This window comes from Methylomagnum ishizawai, from assembly GCF_019670005.1.
In the GTDB taxonomy this organism is placed as follows: Bacteria; Pseudomonadota; Gammaproteobacteria; order Methylococcales; family Methylococcaceae; genus Methylomagnum; species Methylomagnum ishizawai.
Map to the genome: position 1 here is coordinate 2631027 of NZ_AP019783.1, position 19497 is coordinate 2650523.

15 protein-coding genes are annotated in these 19497 nt (G+C 67.6%); 9 read left to right on the forward strand and 6 right to left on the reverse strand.

The window, feature by feature from the left end; translation table 11 throughout:
- Window positions 1-52 precede the first annotated feature (52 nt).
- On the forward strand, window positions 53-1300 hold the full coding sequence (locus K5658_RS11915; protein WP_221063353.1) for an exonuclease SbcCD subunit D C-terminal domain-containing protein: 1248 nt from the start codon (window positions 53-55) through the stop codon (window positions 1298-1300).
- Window positions 1297-5037 carry an AAA family ATPase gene (locus K5658_RS23950; protein ID WP_221063354.1) on the forward strand — a complete coding sequence of 1247 codons (3741 nt, stop codon included), beginning with the start codon at window positions 1297-1299 and terminating at the stop codon, window positions 5035-5037. The genes K5658_RS11915 and K5658_RS23950 overlap by 4 nt, the downstream gene beginning before the upstream one ends.
- Here the strand turns inward: K5658_RS23950 and K5658_RS11925 are convergent.
- Window positions 4994-5836, reverse strand: a complete 843-nt coding sequence (locus K5658_RS11925; RefSeq protein WP_221063355.1) for an ankyrin repeat domain-containing protein — start codon at window positions 5834-5836, stop codon at window positions 4994-4996. The genes K5658_RS23950 and K5658_RS11925 overlap by 44 nt on opposite strands.
- Before the next feature lie 672 nt (window positions 5837-6508).
- On the opposite strand from K5658_RS11925, the gene K5658_RS11930 reads away from it, so the two are divergent.
- The 5 genes from K5658_RS11930 to K5658_RS11950 all read left to right on the forward strand — a co-directional run bounded on the left by K5658_RS11930 (window position 6509) and on the right by K5658_RS11950 (window position 14187).
- Entirely contained in the window at window positions 6509-7333 is an 825-nt protein-coding gene (locus tag K5658_RS11930) for a response regulator (RefSeq protein WP_221063356.1), read from the forward strand.
- Between the two features lie 124 nt (window positions 7334-7457).
- Complete coding sequence (locus K5658_RS11935) at window positions 7458-7820, forward strand: response regulator (RefSeq protein ID WP_221063357.1); 363 nt, start codon at window positions 7458-7460, stop codon at window positions 7818-7820.
- Window positions 7821-7824: 4 nt separating this feature from the next.
- Entirely contained in the window at window positions 7825-8358 is a 534-nt protein-coding gene (locus K5658_RS11940; protein WP_221063358.1) for a chemotaxis protein CheW, read from the forward strand.
- A 12-nt stretch (window positions 8359-8370) separates the two neighbouring features.
- Entirely contained in the window at window positions 8371-11922 is a 3552-nt protein-coding gene (locus K5658_RS23955; RefSeq protein ID WP_221063359.1) for a hybrid sensor histidine kinase/response regulator, read from the forward strand.
- A 36-nt stretch (window positions 11923-11958) separates the two neighbouring features.
- Window positions 11959-14187, forward strand: coding sequence for a methyl-accepting chemotaxis protein (locus K5658_RS11950; protein ID WP_221063360.1), 2229 nt, complete (start codon window positions 11959-11961; stop codon window positions 14185-14187).
- A 105-nt stretch (window positions 14188-14292) separates the two neighbouring features.
- Here the strand turns inward: K5658_RS11950 and K5658_RS11955 are convergent, their stop codons facing one another.
- From K5658_RS11955 to mobA, 4 genes are all read right to left on the reverse strand, one after another.
- Window positions 14293-15093 carry a carbonic anhydrase gene (locus K5658_RS11955; protein WP_221063361.1) on the reverse strand — a complete coding sequence of 267 codons (801 nt, stop codon included), beginning with the start codon at window positions 15091-15093 and terminating at the stop codon, window positions 14293-14295.
- A gap of 52 nt (window positions 15094-15145) precedes the next feature.
- A complete protein-coding gene (locus K5658_RS11960) occupies window positions 15146-15331 on the reverse strand; it encodes a hypothetical protein (protein ID WP_221063362.1) in 186 nt (61 codons plus the stop codon).
- A 270-nt stretch (window positions 15332-15601) separates the two neighbouring features.
- Complete coding sequence (locus K5658_RS11965) at window positions 15602-16357, reverse strand: flagellar brake protein (RefSeq protein ID WP_221063363.1); 756 nt, start codon at window positions 16355-16357, stop codon at window positions 15602-15604.
- Between the two features lie 143 nt (window positions 16358-16500).
- Complete coding sequence (gene mobA, locus K5658_RS11970) at window positions 16501-17085, reverse strand: molybdenum cofactor guanylyltransferase MobA (protein WP_221063364.1); 585 nt, start codon at window positions 17083-17085, stop codon at window positions 16501-16503.
- 40 nt (window positions 17086-17125) lie between these two features.
- Between mobA and K5658_RS11975 the strand changes: the two genes are divergently transcribed.
- Both K5658_RS11975 and K5658_RS11980 read left to right on the forward strand, forming a co-directional pair.
- A complete protein-coding gene (locus K5658_RS11975; protein WP_221063365.1) occupies window positions 17126-17578 on the forward strand; it encodes a DUF302 domain-containing protein in 453 nt (150 codons plus the stop codon).
- Window positions 17579-17648: 70 nt separating this feature from the next.
- A complete protein-coding gene (locus tag K5658_RS11980; RefSeq protein WP_221063366.1) occupies window positions 17649-18086 on the forward strand; it encodes a hypothetical protein in 438 nt (145 codons plus the stop codon).
- A 60-nt stretch (window positions 18087-18146) separates the two neighbouring features.
- Here the strand turns inward: K5658_RS11980 and K5658_RS11985 are convergent, their stop codons facing one another.
- Window positions 18147-19388 carry an HD-GYP domain-containing protein gene (locus K5658_RS11985; RefSeq protein ID WP_221063367.1) on the reverse strand — a complete coding sequence of 414 codons (1242 nt, stop codon included), beginning with the start codon at window positions 19386-19388 and terminating at the stop codon, window positions 18147-18149.
- Between the last annotated feature and the right edge of the window lie 109 nt (window positions 19389-19497).

A 19497-nucleotide genomic window follows, 5' to 3' on the forward strand; every position in this document is an offset into this window, starting at 1 on the left:
CCGGCACGCTAAAGTCTCCCCCCTCCGCCCAACCGCCCCCAGGGGAAACACCATGCGCCTGCTGCACACCTCCGACTGGCACCTCGGCCAGACCTTCCACGACTACGACCGCGAGGAGGAGCACAAGCTGTTCCTGGACTGGCTGCTGGACCGGCTGGAAGCGGAACGGGCCGACGCCCTGCTGGTGGCGGGCGATATCTTCGACAACGCCAACCCTTCCGCCAAATCCCAGGAACAGCTCTACCGTTTCGTCAGCGCGGCCAAGCGGCTTTGCCCCCGACTCGATATCGTGCTGATCGCGGGCAACCACGATTCCCCGGCCCGGCTGGAAGCGCCCTCGCCCCTGCTCGACGCCTTCGGCGTGCGGGTGGTGGGACCGGCCCGCGACCCTGCGGGCGGGTTCGACCCGGAACGGTTGGTGGTGCCCCTGACCCGCGCCGACGGCACGGTCGGCGCGTGGTGCCTCGCCGTGCCCTTCCTGCGCCCCGCCGACCTGGCCGCCTCCGAGGACAACGATGTGCTGGAACTGGCCGAGGACGATTACGTGCGCGGGGTCAAACGGCTCTACCGCCGGGTCTTGGATGCCGCCCTGGTCCGGCGGCAAGCGGGGCAAGCCCTGATCGCCCTGGGCCATTGCCATATCGCGGGCGGCGCGGTGTCGGAAGATTCCGAGCGGCGCATCGTGGTCGGCGGGGCCGATTCATTGCCCCGTGGCATCTTCGCCGCCGAACTGGCCTATGTGGCGCTGGGCCACCTACACCGCGCCCAAACCATCGGCGGGGAGGGACGCCTGCGCTATTCGGGCAGTCCCCTGCCGCTCTCCTTCAGCGAGATCGATTATCCGCACCAAATCCTGCGGGTCGATCTGGACGGCGAGCGGGTCGCCGCCGTCGAAGCCATCCCGGTGCCGCGCTTCGTGCCGCTGCTGCGCGTGCCCGAGCAACACGCGCCCGTGACCGAAGTGCTGGATATCCTGGCCGGGCTGGACCTCCCGGAGGTGCCGCTACGGCCCTATCTCGAAGTCCGGGTGCGGCTCGACCTGCCGGAACCCGGCCTCGCGGCGCGGATCGAAGCCGCCCTCGACGGCAAGCACGTCCGCCTCGCCCGCATCGACCGCCGCCACGGCCCCGCGGCGGGCGGCGAAGACCCCGCCCAGCCCTTGGAGGAACTCGGCGACTTCCGGCCCGGCACCGTGTTCCAGAACCTCTACGCCCGCCATTACCACGGCGAAACCCCGCCCGAATTGCGGCAAGCCTTCGACACTTTGTTGAGCCTGTGCCAACTGGAGGAAGGCGCATGAAAATCCTGGCGATACGCGGCAAGAACCTCGCCTCGCTGGCGGGGGAATTCCAGGTGGATTTCCGCATGGAACCTTTGGCCTCGGCGGGTTTGTTCGCCATCTGCGGCCCCACCGGCGCGGGCAAAAGCACCTTGCTCGACGCGCTCTGCCTCGCGCTCTACAACCGCACGCCGCGCCTCGCCGGGGTGCCGGGCCAGGGCGTGGAATTGCCGGACGTGAAGGATTCGCCCATCGGCCAGCAGGACACCCGCAACCTCCTGCGGCGCGGGGCGGGCGAAGGCTATGCCGAGGTCGAATTCCTGGGCAACGATGGCCACGAATACCGCGCCCGCTGGTCGGTATGGCGGGCCAACCGCAAGCCCGGCAACAAGCTGCAAGCCGTGGACATGAGCCTCGTCAAACTGCCGGAAGCCATCGCCATCGGTGCCCGCAAGACCGAAGTCCTGCCCGAGATCGAACAGCGCCTGGGACTCAGCTTCGAGCAATTCCGCCGCGCCGTGCTATTGGCCCAGAACGAATTCGCCGCCTTCCTCAAGGCCGACGACGCCGAGCGCGGCAAGCTGTTGGAAACCCTGACCGGCACCCAGATTTATAGCCTGCTGTCGCGCAAGGCCCACGAACGCGACAAGGAGGAACAGGCCAAGCTGAAGGAACTCCAGGCCCGGTTGGAAGGCCACAAGCCGCTGGACCCCGCCGAGCGCCGCGCCCACGAAGCCGAACACGCCGCCGCCGTGGAAGCCACCGCCCGGCTCGAAACCGAGCGCGACACGCTGGAAAGCCATCTGCGCTGGCACGGGGAATGGTCGGAAGCCCAGGCCAACGAAGCCGCCGCCCTTGCCCGCCACCAAGACAACGAGCGCCATCACGCCGAAGCCGAACCGCGCCGCCGCTTCCTGGCCCGGCTCGCCCAGGTGCGAGCGGCGGCAACCCCGCTCCGCGCCGCCGACGAAGCGGAGGCCCAAGTCGAAACCGCCCGCGCCGAAGCCGCCCGCCTCGAAGCCGAAGCCGAAGCCGCCGAACAAACCCGCGCCCAGGCCGCAACCGCCCTGGAGTCCGCCCGCGCCGCCACGCTCGCCGCCCAACAGGCCCAAGCCGCCGCCGCGCCCGACCTGGAACGGGCCAAAGCGCTGGACACGGAAACCGCCCTCACGGCCCAGACCCACGCCGAACGCGCCCGCGAACTGGAAACCGCCCGCGCCGCCTTGGCCCAAGCCGAACAGCAGTTCGCCGCCTCCCGGACCGAACAAGCCGCGACCACCCAGGAATACGAAACCACCGCCGCTTGGCTGGCGGCGGACAAGCAAGCCATCACCCGGAAGTTGTCGGAAGCCTGGCCGCGCTGGGATGAATTGCTCCGATCCGCCGGTATCCAAGAGCGGGAAACCGTCGCCGCCCTCGCCCAGCAATCCCAAGCCGCCCGCGACGTGGAAACCAGCCTGAACGCACGGGAACAAGCCCGCCTAGCCCGCGAACAGGAAGAACGCGCCGCCCAAGCCGCCGAAACCGGATACCAAGCCGCCGAACGCACCAGCGCCGGTTTCGACGGGGAAAAACTGGCCGGGGAACGCCGCGCCCTGGACGCCCGGCGCGACGACTTGGCGCGGGCGGAAAAGCTGTGGCGGGGCTACGCCGAAGCCGAAACCCGCCGCGCCGAACTCGAACAGCAACGCGACCGCCTGGACCAAGACCGCGCCGCCGCCACCGCCGAACTCGCCCGCATCGCCGCCGACAAACCCGGCACCGAAGCCCGCGCCCACCAAGCCCAACACGCCCTCGACACCGCCAAGCTGGCCTGTGCCGAAAATATCGAGCAATTGCGCGGCCAGTTGGCACCGGGCCAACCCTGCCCGGTCTGCGGCTCGCCCGAACATCCCTACGCCCAGGAAGCACCGGCCCTGCGCGCCGTGCTGGACGCGCTCGCGCAAGCCGCCACCGCGCAACGGCAAGCCCTGGAAACCCTTCTGGACCAGGAACGCGGCCAACGTGCCGCGCTGGCCCTCTGCCAAAAACAAGCCGCAGACATCCAACCCGCCCTGGACCGGCTCGCACACGACACCGCCCGGCTGGCCGCGACGTGGACGGCGGAACCCTTGGCCGGAGAACTGGCGGAAATCCCGGAACCCGGCCGCCCCGGCTGGTTCGCCACCCAACTGGCGGCGGTCAACACGGCGCGGGCCGACCTGGAAACACGGGAAACCGCCGCCCGCCGCGCCCAGGCCGCGCTCGACACCGCCCGCCAAATCCGCGACACCGCCCGCGAGGCGCTGAACCTGGCCCGGCAGCGCGAAACCGCCGCCGAAACCGCCCGCGCCCGCCACCAGGACGCCCTGGGCCAAGCCGAAGCCCTCGCCCTGCAAGCGGCGGAACGGCGCGACCGCTCGCTGGCCGACCTCGCCCAAATCCTGCCGGACTCCGGCTGGCAAGACCCTTGGCGGGCCGATCCCGGCGGTTTCCATGCCAAGCTCAAGCAGCGGGTGGATATCTACCAAGCGCGGCAACGCCAGCGCGACGCACTGAAACAGCGGCTCGAAATCCTGGCCGCGACCCTCGGTTCCCAACAAGCGGCGCAACAAAAAGCCCTCGACCAGCACCGGGAGGCCGAACGGATTTTCCAGGACATCGACCGCCGCTTGAGCCAACAACGCGGCGAACGCGCCCGGCTATTCGACGGCGCATCCACGGCGGCGGTGGAAAACACCCTGCGGCAAGCCCTGGAAGCCGCCCAAGACCGGGAACGAACCGCCACCCGAACAGCGGAGCAAGCCCGCACCCAGGCCACCACCGCGCACACCCGCCTGGATTCGGCCCACCACCGGCTCGGCCAGCATGAACAAGCGGCCCGGACCCGCGCCGACGCCCTGGCTGAATGGCTGGCCCACTTCAACGCCGAGCGCCCGCAAGAACCCGCCCTCGACCTGGCCGGACTGCGCCAACTCCTGGGCCACGACGCCCCCTGGATCGAAACCGAACGCCTAGCCCTGCAAGCCCTCGCCGACGCCCTGCGGGAGACCCGCGCCATCGCCGAGGAACGCCGCCAGCGCCGCCTCGCCATCGAACAACGCCGCGCCACCCCGGCCACGGCGGACAGCCTGCGCGGACGCCTCGCCCTCCTGGCCGAAGAACTCAAGGCCGCCGACACCCGCCGGGTGGAACTCGCGGCCCTGCTCCGCGCCGACGACCAGCGCCAAGCCCAGACCGCCGCCCTCCTGGCCGGGATCGGACAGCAAGCGGCCAGCGCCCGGCTCTGGGGCCAGCTCAACGAGTTGATCGGTTCGCACGATGGCAAGAAATTCCGCAACTACGCCCAGCAGCTCAGCCTGGAGGTGCTGATCGCCTACGCCAACCGCCATCTGGCCGACCTATCGCGGCGCTACCGGCTCAGGCGGGTGCCGGACAAGCTGGCCCTGATGGTGGAGGACCGGGACATGGCCGACGAGGTGCGCTCGGTGCATTCGCTGTCGGGCGGGGAATCGTTCCTGGTGTCTCTGGCCCTGGCCCTGGGGCTGGCCGCGCTGTCCTCGAACAAGGTGCGGGTGGAATCGCTGTTCATCGACGAGGGCTTCGGCAGCCTCGACAGCGACACCCTGCGCGTCGCCATGGACGCCCTGGATTGCCTGCACGCACAGGGGCGGAAGGTGGGGGTCATCTCCCATGTGCAGGAGATGACCGAGCGGATCGGGACGCGGGTCCAGGTCAAACGCCTGGCGGGGGGGAAAAGCCGGGTGTACATCGGCTGACGCCGGCCCGTTCCACCCCGGCCAAGCGCCGCCGCCCGCGCCGCAGCAGGTTGAGGATATCGAGGTTCGCCGCCAAATCCAGGGCGGTGAAATCGTCCTGGGTCTTGATCTGGGCGTCGGCCCCGGCCTCCAGCAGATAGGCCACGGCCTCGGTCTTGCCCGCCGAGGCGGCGTAGATCAGGCCGGTCGCCCCCGCCGGATTGCGCCGGTTGATATCGATCCCGGCCTCCAGCAAGGCGGCGATGGTCTTCACGTCGTCGCTATAACACGCGGCCCACAGGGCGTCGTTGCCATAGGCGTCGGCGCGGCGGAGGTCGGCCCCGGCCTCGACCAAGCCCCGGACGATATCCGCCAAGCCGCGCTGGCAGGCCTTGATCAAGGGCGGGGTGCCGCAAGGCAGGGGATGATTGGCGTCGCCGGGATCGCCGCCCTGTTCCAGCAGCCATTCCGCCACCGGGTTGAGCTTGACCACGGCGGGACCGCGCGGCGGACCCTCGATGGCCTGCCCCGCCTTCTGCCAGGCGTAGAACCCCCCCTCCAGGCTGTACACCTCGCTGAAGCCGCAGTTCGCCAGCAAGCGGGCGCAATCCAGGCTGTTATTGCCCCGGTAGCAATAGATCAACAAGGGCATATCGCGTCGGAACTTCTTGACCGTGGATTGTATGGTCGAGAGGGTGGCATGGATGGCGCCGGGAATGCGGGCGTCGCCGTAGGCGGCGGCATCGCGCACATCGAGGATCACCGGGGATTTTTGGCGGACCAGCGCGGAGGCCGCCGCTATGGAAATTTGCTGAATCATGGTTCGACCGAACTACCTTGTCTATGAATCGCCGCCCTTCCCGCCCGGAACCCGGCCGGGAAGCGGCGTCAACACCACGCACCCACGGCTAGCCGTGGGAACCCAAGAAACACGTCATGGCCGTGGGTGTGCAAACATCTTGCCAAGCTCCGGAAAGCGCGTATTCAAGGAACGCCACGCATTCTTCCAGGCTGGCGGTAGGGTTTCCGGGCCGGGGCGGCGGGAAATCCGAACCATGAACAGGCACGGAGCCGGTTTAGGGCGGGATAACGCCCGTGAATGGTGCATCGACGCCGCCCACCCCAGGGCCGGGGGGAAGAAGACGTTTCCCGGAGGCACCGCGCCCGAAAATGGCACGGGACAGTCAAAGGCCTCCAACGGATACATGGATACACAGGATAGATACGCCGGGTATGGAAATAAGCGATATCGGATCGAAAATCCCGGCGGATTAAGCGGCCAATGATAGTGGGAAACACGCCGCTACTTCGCCATATAATGACTTGTCCATACCTATAATCCGCTGGTGTCGCCATGGGAGAGCCAGTTTCGCCCATACGGACTCCGGTTTAATCCATTTGCGTTTGGATATACATATGCAAAGTTACGCAATATAGTCTACCTTGATTAAACCTAACGAGACCAACCACCACCTTAAGGATTTGAAGTGCCATGAAAACACAGAGTGACAATCCGGGTTTGCACAGCATGCCAAGCGCCAGGGTCGCGGCGCTGGGATTCGGCGCGATGGATATGGAGCGGCTGAACCGCATGTTCCAAACCCCCCGTCCCGGCGCGAGGCGCTACGCCATCGTACCGCCCGGCGAACGGGACTCCTTCGACATACTCCTGGTCAATTGCGACGAACCGGCCATCCAGCGCGACCGCGACACCCTGCTCCGCAACCATTCCCAAGCCATCTGGGTCGCGGTCGGCCACGGCAGCGCCGACTGCGCCCCGGAACACCAACTGCGCGGCATGCTCATCGCCACCAAGGTGCTGGGCCTGTTGGACCGGCTGCCGCTCGCCCAGCCGCAACCGGCCCCCGTGGCGGCGGCCCCGGCCCCGGAAACCCTGCCCGGCTACCGGGCCCTGGTGGTGGACGACAGCCTGGCGATCCAGAAATCCCTGGAATTCAACCTCGCGACCCTGGAACGGATCGCCGCCGTCGATTTCGCCGACGACGGGGAAAGCGCCCTGGCCAAGGCCGAATCCACCCATTACGACCTGATCTTCCTGGACGTGATGATGCCGGGGATCGATGGCTATGAAACCTGCGCCCGGCTACGCAAGCGCCCGGCCTACAAGAAAACCCCGATCATCATGGTCTCGGCCAAGACCTCGCCGCTGGACGAGGTCAAAGGGGTCATCTCCGGCTGTACCACCTACCTGAACAAGCCCATCCAACCGGAAGCCTTCCACAAGCTCGGCCGCCGCATCCTGGGTTGGCTGGAAAACTACCGGGCCGATAGCGGACCCACCCCCCCACGCCCATAGCCCATAATAGGCACGCCTTGATACCCCAGGTTGGCCCCTGCCCGGTTGGGAAACCTTTCCCGGACCGGCCAGGGCACCGTGCCGCCGGGCCGGCCCACCCACCACGCATACGAGGAACCTCCCCATGACCGTCAAAAAAATATTGATCTGCGACGATTCCGCCACCGACCTCGCCCGCCTGCAACAAGTCCTGCACGAGGCGGGGCATACCCTGCTGACCACCACCAGCGGGGAAGAGGCCGTCAACCGCGCCAAGCGGGAACAGCCCGACGCCATTTTCCTCGACATCGTCATGCCCGGCATGGACGGCTTCGCCGTCTGCCGGAGCCTGCACACCGACCAGGATACCAAGCACATCCCGGTGGTCTTCGTCAGTACCAAGCACCAGAAGGCCGACCAGGTTTGGGCGAAGATGCAGGGCGCGAAAGGCATCGTCGGCAAGCCCTACGAAGGGCGCGAAATCCTCGAAATATTAGAGATGCTCTAACGCCATGGCCCCCGACAACGCCGCATCCCCCTTCGCGGACGCCCCGGAATGGCTGCCGCTCATGGAAACCCTGGCCTTGCTCCACGCCCCCGCCCACACCGGCGCGGCCGCGCCCGCGGCCCGCTTCGGATTCCGGACGGGCGGGCTGGGCTGGCTGTTGCCCGCGGCAGCGCATAGCGAGATCGTCATGCGGCCGGGGATCAACCCGTTCCCCGGCACGCAGCCCTGGTTCGACGGCCTATTGAACCTGCGCGGCCATCTGGTGCCGGTCTTCGACCTGGGCCGCTGGCTGGGCGCGACCCGGACCGGAACCCGCCATTTGCTCGCCATCGGCCGGGGCGAACGGGTCGCGGCGGTATGGAGCGACGGCCTCCCGGAAACCCTGGACGCCGCGCCCCCCCCCGCGCCGCCCGCGCGCGTGCCCACGCCCCTGCGGCCCTATGTCCAGGGCGGACGGGCGCACGGCGGCGAGATTTGGCTCGAAATCCACTTCGAGACCTTGTTCGCCGACCTGGGGTCGCGGATCGCCTTGGAGTAATGGAGGAACAGCATGAACCCACGAACCGGAACCCCCGGGCTGGAATTGGCCGGCCTGTACGCGGACCTCGCCGAGCAGGCCGAACTCGACCGCCTGCAAGGCATCCAGGATATTTCACTGCTCCTGCTGGAAAGCCTGGCCGAGCCGGATTTCCCCCTGGACGCGGACACCGCGCCCCTGCTCGATAGCTGGCCGCGCCTGGTCGCGGCCTACCGCTACGAACCCGCCGCCACCCTTCCCGCCATCCTCGATTTCCTCAAGCATCCCGCCCTCAACCTGCCCCTGTGCGACGCGGATATCGCCACCCTCGAAGCCCTGTTGACCGAGGACGCCCGCACCCTGCCGCCCGGCGACGGCGGGCGGACCGCCGGGTCCGGGGCGGATGCGCCCCGCGGTGTGGAAGAATACGCCGCCGGGTTGGGCCAACTCGCCGAGCAGGCCGGACTCGACCGCCTGCAAGGCATCCAGGATATTTCCCTGCTCCTGCTGGAAACCCTGGCCGAGCCGGATTTCCCCCTGGACGCGGGCACCGCGCCCCTGCTCGATAGCTGGCCGCGCCTGGTCGCGGCCTACCGCCACGAACCCGCCGCCACCCTCCCCGCCATCCTCGACTTCCTCAAGCATCCCGCCCTCAACCTGCCCCTGTGCGACGCGGATATCGCCACCCTCGAAGCCCTGTTGACCGAGGACGCCCACACCGCCGCCGCCGCGTCCTGGCCCCCGCCCCTGCGCCAGGACGCCCCGGACCGCGCCGCGCTGGATGCCCTGCCCGGCGCGGCCCGCGAATTGATCGAACTCCTGCTCATGCAGGTTTGCGCCACCGATGCCGAATTGCACCGCGCCGGGATTTCCGGGACGGCGGAAGACCTGGCACAGGCGCGGGAAACCCTGGAATGCCTGGGCAGCGCGGCGGAAGCCGCCGGTTTCGGCGGCTTGGCGCGGCTGTGCGGCCATTGCGGCGCCAACCTCCAGCGCTTCCTGGACGACGCCCCGGCGGCGGACCCGGCCCGGCTGCGCCTGCCGCGGGAATGGCTGGCACGGGTGGCCGGCTACCTGCCGCAGTCCACCGCCCCGGACGCCGGGCGCGGGGTGGTGGCTTATTTGCAAGACCCGGCCTGGCCCCTGCCCTTGCCCGCCGCCACTGCGGCGGACATCCTGGAACGGATGGACGGCGGCGACCTGCGCGAAATACGCGGGGAATCCACGCCCACCCGTCCCCAAACCGCCACGGCGGAGGATGTGTCCCTGGCCCCGCCGCCGGACGTGAACCCGCAACTGCTGGACATCCTGCTCCAGGAGTTGCCGCTCCATACCCGGCAATTCGCCGAGTCGGCGCAGCGCCTGGGCGCGGGCGGCGGCCTCCACGACCTGGAGACCGCCCAGCGCCTCGCCCATACCCTCAAGGGCTCGGCCAACACCGTCGGCATCGTCGGCGTCGCCCAATTGACCCACCACCTGGAAGACATCCTGTCCGCCTGTTCCAAGGAAGGCCGGATGCCCGGCCCCGCCCTGGCACGGACCCTGTTGGACGCCGCCGATTGCCTGGAGGCCATGGGCGAAGCCCTGCAAGGCCGGGGCACCCCCCCCGCCGAGGCGCGGACGGTGCTGCAAGAAGTCCTGGACTGGGCCAACCGCATCGACCGCGACGGACTCTCCGCCCTGGACGCGCCGGACGCGCCCGCCCCGGCGCATCCCGCCGACACCCAGGACGGCGCCCCCGCCCCGCCAGCGCCCCAGGACACCCCCGGCACCAGCACCGTGCGGGTGCCCACGGCCTGGATCGAGAGCCTGCTGCGGCTGTCCGGGGAAAGCCTGGTCCACAGCGCCCAGGCCCACGAGCGCCTGCGGCGGATCAAAATCCAGCTCCAGGCCATGCGGGCGCAGTTCGAATCCCTGCAAGGGCTGGGCGCGGAACTGGAGGAATTGATCGATGTCCGCGACTGGTCCGGCCCCGCCGGCGGCACCGGCGGCCAGGATTTCGACAACCTGGAGATGGACCAGTACAACGAGCTGCACACCGCCAGCCGCCGCCTGGTCGAAGCGGCGGTGGACGCCCGTGAAATCGGCCTGGATATCGGCAAGGAACTGGACGCGCTGAACGAAACCCTGGGGCAACAGGAACTCCTGGCGCTCGACACCCAGGAAGCGGTGATGCGCACCCGCCTGCTGACCGCCGAGAGCCTCCTGCCACGCTTGCAGCGCAGCCTGCGCCAAACCTGCCGCGCCACCGGCAAACAAGCCGGCTTGACCCTGGCCGGCGGCGGCATGCTGCTCGACGGCGACACCCTCGAAGCCCTGGCCGACCCGCTCATGCACCTGCTCCGCAACGCCGTGGACCACGGCCTGGAAAGCCCGGAAGAACGCGCCGTCCTGGGCAAGCCCCAGGCCGGCCGGATCGTCATCGCCTTCGAGCGCGAGGGCGGCCAGGTGCGGGTCCACTGCCAAGACGACGGGCGCGGCCTGGACCTGGGCGCGATCCACGCCACCGCCGTCAAGCGCGGGCTGCTCGAACCCGGCCAGGCCGCGACCCCGCGGGAACTCTCCGAACTCATCCTCCGGCCCAATTTCTCCACCCGCGAGCGGGCCACCCAGACCTCCGGGCGCGGCGTGGGCATGGACGCGGTGCGGGCGCGGGTCATCGCCCTCGGCGGCAGCCTGGCCCTGGACTCCACGCCGGGGGCCGGCCTGGGCGTGGAACTGCGGATACCGCTGCCCCTGAGCCGGTCGCTGGCCCTCTTGGCCCAGGTCGGCCCGCACCGCGTCGCCATCGTCAACAAGGGGCTGGAGCAAATCCGCCACCGCGACGACGCGGAACCCGGCGGCGATCCCGCCTGGGCGCGGCTGGACGGGCTGGACTATCCGGCGGCGACCCTGCGCGGACTGCTGCGCGTGCCGCGACGGCCGGACGGCGACGGCCGGGGCGTCCTCCTCCTGGCCCGCGCCGCCGACGGCGCGACGGCGGTCTGGGTCGACGCCCTCCTCGATAGCTGGGACGTGGTGGTGAAGCCGCTCGGACCCTACCTCGCCAAACCGCCGGGCGTGATCGGCGCCACGGTCCTGGGCGACGGCGCGGTGGTGCCGGTGATCGACCTGCCCGAACTGCTGCGCGGGGCCGCGCCCGGCCCGGCCGCCGCGCCCTGGGACGGGGAAGCCGCCGCCAGGGACGGGGAACCGGCCTCCGGCCTGCCCCTGGCCCTGGTGGTGGACGACTCCCTCAGCAACCGCCGCGCCCTGGAACAGCTCCTGGGCGATGTCGGCTACCGGGTCCAGACCGCCCGCGACGGCGTCGAGGCCACCGAGCTACTGGGCCGGGTCCGGCCCGACATCGTCCTGACCGACCTGGAAATGCCGCGTATGAACGGCATCGAGCTGGCCGGGCATATCCGCGCCCGCCCGGAATACGGGCGGCTTCCCATCGTGATGATCACCTCGCGCACCACCCAGCGCCACCGCAAGCTGGCGGCGGAAGCCGGCATCGACGCCTACCTCACCAAGCCGGTACGCGACGACGACCTGCTGGACCGGATACGCGGCCTGCTCGAAACCGGGCTGGCGCTCCCGTAAAACCGCCACCCCCTCCACAACCCTAGGGAAAATCCCATGATCCAACAGCGCAAACCCTTCGGGGGCAGCCCACTCGGGCGGCTTTCCCTGGCCCGGAAATTCATGATCCTGGGCCTGATCGCCTTCGTTTCAATCGCATTCCCATTGAGCCTGTATTTCAACGAACTGCAACAGGATATCGACGCCAGCGCCCTCGAATCGCGGGGGACCGCGCCGCTGATGGCGGCCTTCAAAGCCACCTACACCCTCCAAATATCCCGCGGCATGGCGAAGCGCTTCCTGGACAACGAAAAGGAAGCCGACCTATTCCCGCCCTACGCCAAGAAATCCCTGGACCTCATCACGTCCACGGACGCCGTGGTCAAGCGCGACGTGGCCGACCCGGCCATCGTCGCGCAATGGGAAAGCCTGGCCCAGGATTGGCGCACGCTGCTCAAACAAGTCAACGACCGGCAGATCGACGAGGACACCAGCTTCAAATGGCACGACAAGCTGGCCAGCACCTCGATCCAACTCACGGAAAAACTTTTCGACCATTTCAGGCTGAGCCAGGATAGCGGGCCCGAGCATTTCCTGATCGTCACCCTACAGGGCGGTATGCTCCAGACCATCGACGCCATCTCCGACCTGCGTGGCGCGGGCCGTTATATGCTGGAAGCGAAGCAAGCCTCGCCCGCGGACAAGGTGAAGCTGTCGATCAATATGGACCTCATCCGCTACCGTATGGCCAACCTGCTACAAGCCCCCCTGCTCAAGGCCTTCGCCCGGATGCCGGAGGCCGAGGCCGAACTGGCCCCCCAGCTCGCGGAAACCATCCAGCTCGCGGAAACCGTACTCGAAACCACCCGCCGGGAAATCATAGACGCGCCACAGGTCAACTATCCCGTGTCCAGTTGGCGCAAGGTGTACGACCCCGCCACCGCCCAGTTCTATACGCTGACCGACGCGATCCTGGAAGTGCTGGACACCTCCTTGAAAAGCCGGGTGGCCAAGGCCCGCGCCCAGCAGACCACCACCGCCGCGTTCATGCTCGTCTTCCTGGTCGTCGGCGTCGTGTTCGCCGTCCTCATCGTCCGTAGCATCACCGTCCCGGTCGGCCATCTGATCGGGGTGATAGACCGGCTGGCCAAGGGCGATGGCACGGTCCGCGCCGACCTGGAGACCTCCGACGAGATCGGCCAGTTGGGCCGCCAGTTCGACCGCATGGCGGGCCAGTTGTGGGAAATCAACGCCCAGATCAAGCTCGAAAACGAAACGCTCAACAACTCGATGATCGAACTGCTCCAGGCCGTGGCCGGAGTGGCCCAGAACAAGGACCTGACCGTCCAGTTGCCGGTGGCCGAGGATATCACCGGCCTGGTGGCCGACGCCTTGAACCTCCTGTCCGGCGAGACCGCCAAGGTGTTGGTGCGGGTGAACGAGATCGCCCAGAGCGTGGCGCGGGTCTCCCAAGAGGTGAAATCCCAGGCCGACACCATCATCCAGGTGGCCACCGAGGAAAAGCGCGAGGTGGAACAAGCCGCGACCGAGCTGACCGAGGCGTCCACGGCCATGCGCGACATCTCCCTGCTGGCCCAGTCCTGCAACGAGGCGGCGGAAAAAGCCATTCGCAACACCGACAAGGCCCAGGAGGCCGTGTTGAACACGGTCCAGGGCATCACCTCCATCCGCGACACCATCCGCGAAACGGAAAAGCGCATCAAGCGCCTGGGCGAGCGTTCCCAGGAAATCGGCGGCGCGGTCAGCCTCATCAACAGCATCGCCGAACGCACCCACATCCTCGCCCTCAACGCCTCCATGCACGCGGCTTCCGCCGGCGAGGCGGGACGCGGCTTCGCGGTGGTGGCGAACGAAGTGCAGCGGCTGGCCGAGAACGCCCGCGAGGCCACCTCGAAGATATCCAGCCTGGTCAACAACATCCAGGTCGAGACGGTGGACACCGTGACCACGATGAACGAGGCCATCAGCCAGGTGGTGGAAGGCACCAAGCTGGCCCAGCAGGCCGGCGGGGAGATGCGCGGCACCCGCGACACCACCGCCGACCTGGTGCTACTGGTGCAACGCATCGCCGCCAGTTCCACGACCCAGGCGCAAACGGCCCAAAGGCTGCTGGAACGCGCGGTGCAGATCCAAAAAAGCACCGAGCATACCTACCGGGAACTCCAGGACCAAGGCCGGCAAACCGAGCGCCTGGTGGACTTCTCCGGCAATCTGGTGGAATCGGTGGGGGTGTTCACCCTGCCCGCGCCCGCGGTGGCGGGCTGAGCCCGGACCGCCGCCGGGCCACCGGCGGCGGGAACAGGGTTTGGGAGATACGGATAGCGCGGGATCGGACCGGCACCCAAGCGGGGCCTGGGTGCCGGCCAACCTTCAGGGCAGGGTGCTGGTCACGGTGCGGGCCGCCCCGGCGTCGCGGGCGTTGCCGTCGTAGATGGCCTTCAACTGGTCGAGCTGGGCGGTGGACAAGGTGATCGGCGTCGCCAGCACATACCAATTCACCCCTTCGGTGCAAGGCGGCGTGGTCAGCGAGCCGCCATAGGTATAGAAGGACTGCCGGTCCACCGCCGCCGGCAACAGCGCCATCGGATTCAAGGCGGGACCGGAGGCGCTGCCGGACGTGGTGGGCATGGACTTCAGTATCTTGCCGATGGTCTTGTTCTCGGCCCCCTCGTCGAGGAAGACCCCCACCACCGCCATCTTGCCGTCCTGGCGGATATGCACGAAATGCAATTCCGCCGCGTGGACCACGCCGTCGACCTTATGCTCGCTGGGCGCGTGGAAATGGAATTGCAACAAGGGATATTCGTCCTTGCCGATCCTCAAAACGCCCGGATAATCGGTCGCCATCTTGACCTGGGCGGCATGGCCGTTGTTGAGGTAGGTGGGCTGGAGCGCGCTGGCGTAGGCCAGCCTGAGCGCGTTGAAGGCATCGGGATGGACCAGCTTGGCGGCGCTGATATCGATCGGCGACTGGTTGCCACCGATATCGCATACGGCATAAGGATAAAGGTGCGCCCCGCTGGCGAGCGGGTCTTCGCTCAGGATATCGCCCCAATGGGCTTGCTCGTCGTAGGTCCAATGCGGCGCGTCGGTCGCCAGGGCCAGGGGGCTGGATGCCACGCCGCACATGGCGGCAAGCAGGGAGGCGCGGAGCTGATTTTTCATCGTCATAGGATAAGCCTGCGATTTTATTGGAATTATCGGAACGGTGGGCGCGGGTCCGTCAGCAGGTGTGTTCCCTGCAATAATCGGCCAGGCTCTGCGGAGGGGGCGGTGGCGGCGGGGTGGTGGCCGGGGTGGCCTGGGTGGTGGTGGTGGTCTGGGGCGGGTGGGTGCCGGATTGTTCCGCCGCGACGGCCACGCCGGCGGCGAGGAAACCCAGGATCAAGGACAACGGTTTGATGGACATGGTGTGTTCCCTTTCGGTGAAATCGGTGTCAAGGGTCCGGTGGCGAGACTGGACACCGGACAACCGTTTTCAAGCGTAGATCAAATCCACGATAAATCCGAACCGCCGTGAAAAAATTCACGGACGGAAACACGCCGGTAGGATCGGCCCCCAAGGCCAGGCCGGGCGGTCGGCAAGGCGGGAAACTCCGGCACGGGCGGCGCGGCGCCGGATTTGGGCATTCCCGCCGAAATCAAGGATCGCCAGCGCGGTGCCGCCAGGGCCGCCGGCTTATTTGGATTGGTACCGCGCCGCCGCGCCCAGCCGCTTCTGCCACAGTTCCACCTCGAAAATGAACTTCTGCAACTGGGTCTCCGCCCCCCGGCCCAGGCCGCGGAAAGCGCAGCCCACCCGCTGGGCCTGGGGCCGGTCGGGCCGGACCTGGGGGATTTTGTTGCGGATTTCCAGGTTCACCGGGATTTCGGGCTGGCTCGGGATGGAGAGCTTGCAAGCCTCCAGGGTATGGCCGACCTCCAGGGCGGCACCGATACGGGCGTTCTTATCGGACAGCGACAGCCCGGAGAGGCTGAGGTCGTACACGCCGAATTCCACCGCGCCGCCCTCCAGCCCGACCCGGCATTTGACCGGCATCGCCAGCGGGATCGCCACCCGGTAGAACTCGCGCTGTTGGTGCCAGAACAAGGACTGCGGCAGCGGCGCGGCGAACACCGGTTCGCCCCGCCAAGTGGTCTCGGTCAAGCCCTCCACCACGAACTGGCTCCGCACGCCCTCCACCTGGGCCATGAACACCAGGGGCCGGGCCTTGGCGAACTGGCGGTTCACGGCCTCGTTGGACCCCATATCGAACACGATCCAGCCCCGCTCCGGCAGTATCTCGACGATGGCCGTCACCAAATTGGCCTTGGAATCTTGATGGTGGGCGGTCACCAAGCACCTTTTGCGCTGCATCAGCCTGAGTTTTTCGAGGATTTCGCCCTGGCCGCGCAGGGTATAGCCGACGTGGTCTTCGATGGATTCGGTATGCATGGGTGCGATCCCGGGCCTGATTTATGGTGATGGCTGGATTCTACAAGCTAAACGGCTGCCTGTCCCCCAGGGACGGGCCGTGACAAATCCCAGGGCGGACATTGACAAAAACGCAACGCCGGACCGGTTTCCACGGACCCATGTTATTCCAAAGCGACTAATTCGGCGGGGGTGTTGAGATTGGCGAACACTTCGGGATGGTCGGAAAAATCGACCAGGACCGGGTGGTGCCGGTACAGCCAGGCCTGGACCTTGCGCTGTCCACCGGCGAGATAGGCTTCGAGATCGTCCGCCAGGCCCCGCTCCGCCAGCAGGAACACCGGATGCAGGCGTTCGCCATCGTGGGCCGCGCACAAGGCGGCGCCCGTGGCCTCGCGTTGGAGCGGCAGGCGCGCCAACAGCGGCCCGGTGACGAACGGACAATCGCAGGGCACCGTCAGCACGTAGGGGGTGTCCGCCGCCCGCATCGCGCCCAGCAGGCCGGCCAGGGGACCGTCGAAGCCCCCGCCGGGGTCGGCGATCACGCGATGGCCGAAGCGGGCGTACAGCTCCGGGTTGCGGTTGGCGTTGACCAGGACGCGGCCCGCCACCTGTTCCAACGCCGCCACGGCATAGCCCGCCAAGGGCCGCCCCCGGAACGGCAGCAAGCCCTTGTCCTCGCCGCCCATGCGTAGGCCCCGGCCCCCGGCCAGCACCACGCCGGTTATCTTTGCCCGGTCGAAAACCATGGTGATATCCTAACCCCATCCCTATTTCCAGCGACCTCCCATGTCCAGGATTCCCGCCGCGATTCTCGCATTCACCCTACTGGGCTTGCCAGCCTGCGCCACCCGGCCCGGACCCGGCTATTACCACGCCGAGACCGCCAAGCCCTACGCCGATGTGCTGGCCGAACTGGAACTCGCCATCACCGAGCGCAATTTCCGCATCACCGGCCACAACAAGATCGGCGGCGTGATCCGCGAGCGCGAACACATCGCCTTCCCCGACTACGACACGATCCAGTTCTGCAACCTGAGCCTGGCCCGGCGGATGCTGGAACTCGAACCGGAAGCGGTGTCCTACATGCCCTGCAACGTGTCGGTGCGCTCGGAACGGGGCCGGGTCCATATCACAACCCATCTGCTGCCCACCGATTCGGCCAATCCCCAAATGAACGAGTTCGCCCGCGGCATGAACCGGCAACTACGGGAAATCGTGGACTTCGCCGCCGAGCCGTGAGAATTGCATAGGACCGGCCCGCCCCCTATCATTCCGCCGGTTTTCCGCCCCACCACCCGAAAGCACAGCAATGAACCGAACCGTCCGCATCGCTTGGGCCCTGGCCGCCTCGCTGGCCGCCGCCGCCCCCTCCGCCGCCCCCCGCCACCCGGCCCCGAAACCCGCCGCCCCGGCCAAGGAAGCCGCCGCGCCGGTCAACGATTTCCCGACCCAGGCGCGGGTCGAATATGTCATGCAATGCATGGCGGAACGCGGCGGGCAGAACCTCGACAACCTGTACCACTGCGTCTGCGCGGTGGATAAAATCGCAGGCCGCTTGAATTACCAGGATTATTCGGAGGCGCTGACCTTCACCTATATGTTCGACACCCCCGGCGAAAAGGGCGGCGAATTCCGCGATCCGCCGAAATCGAAGGAATTGCGCGACCGGCTGAAGGCGGCGAAGAAGGAGGCGGAGGGGTGTTTCCCGGTACTGCCGGGAGCCGCCGGGACCGGGAAGAATCCCTGAAAAACCACCGGGCGCTTGGAGCGCGGGCCGTCCGACCGGAGCCCCAAGGGCCAGCGATATTCAGCCGAAGGCATTCAGGATCGCATGCCGGTGCTTCTCCAGGTCGATGCCGAAATCCTCGGCCCGATGCACGGTCTTGATCTTGTAGGGCCGGCCCTTGTCGTCCACTTCCTTGAGCGCCATATCGACCAGGCTTTCCTTACAGGACGCGCCCGCCGCGTTGCGCACCACCATGATCTGCGGCCTGAGGCGCTGCTTGGGATTGGCTTGCAGGACGATGGCGATCTCGCCGGTGCTGAGTTCCACCACGGTGCCCGGCGGATAAGCCCCCATGCAGGCCACGAAACCCGCCGTCAAGGAATGGTCGAGCTGGCGGCCGGTCGCCATCTGGTTCAGGAGGCGGATGGCGTCGAGATGGTTATAGGCCGGCCGGAACGGGCGCTGGCTGACCAGGGCGTCGTAGCGGTCGGCCACCGCCACGATCTTGCAGTTCAGGTTGAGCTGGTGGTCCTGTAGGCCGCGTGGATAGCCGCTGCCGTCCATATGCTCGTGGTGCCCATAGGCCACGTCGACCGTCCCGCTGAACACATTCCGCCCCGACATCAGGATGTTCCGGCCCTGCTCGGCGTGGTTGCGCACCACGGTCACTTCCTCGGGCGCGAGTTTCCCCCGTTTGTTCAGGATCGCCGCCGGGATCGCGACCTTGCCGATATCGTGCAACAGGCCGCAGGTGCCGAGGTTCTCCAATTGCTTGGCGTCCAAGCCCATGTAATGGCCCAGCACCACCGAGAAGGTGCAAACATTGAAGGCGTGCTGGGAAATCAGCGCGTCGGTGTCGCGCATCCGCGCCACGAACAGCATCGACTCGGGATTGCGGATGACATTGGACACGCACTCGGCGACCGCCGACTTGGCCACCAAGATATCCACGCTCTTGCCGAACCGCACCTCGTCGACGAAGTTCTTGACCAGTTGGGTGGTCTGGCGGCGGGCGTTGTCGGCCACCTCGACCTCCTTCTCGTAGGCGCTGATCGCTTCCCGGCTCATGTAGGAGCGGGGCGGGGGCGCGGCGTCCAGCGAGATTTCGACCCGGCGGGTGCGCAGCAGGTCGATGTAGACGTATTCGCAATGGCGGGCCACCACCTCGATATCATCCTCGGACCTGATCTCGAAGCCTTGGAACAGGAACGGCGTTTCCAGCCATGGCCTGTCGAGTTCGCAGACGAACATGCCGGGGCGCAACTCGCCCACACGTAATTTGACCTTTTCGACGTAATCGACTTTCCGGGGGGGGTGATCCATAGTTCGCGCTCCGCTGGTCAGTGCCCATGGGCCGATGGCGAACGCCGCGCCGGGCATTGCCGGCCGGGCCGTTTCCATCCGGGTCCAGGAGGCTATCTCATTACTTGAT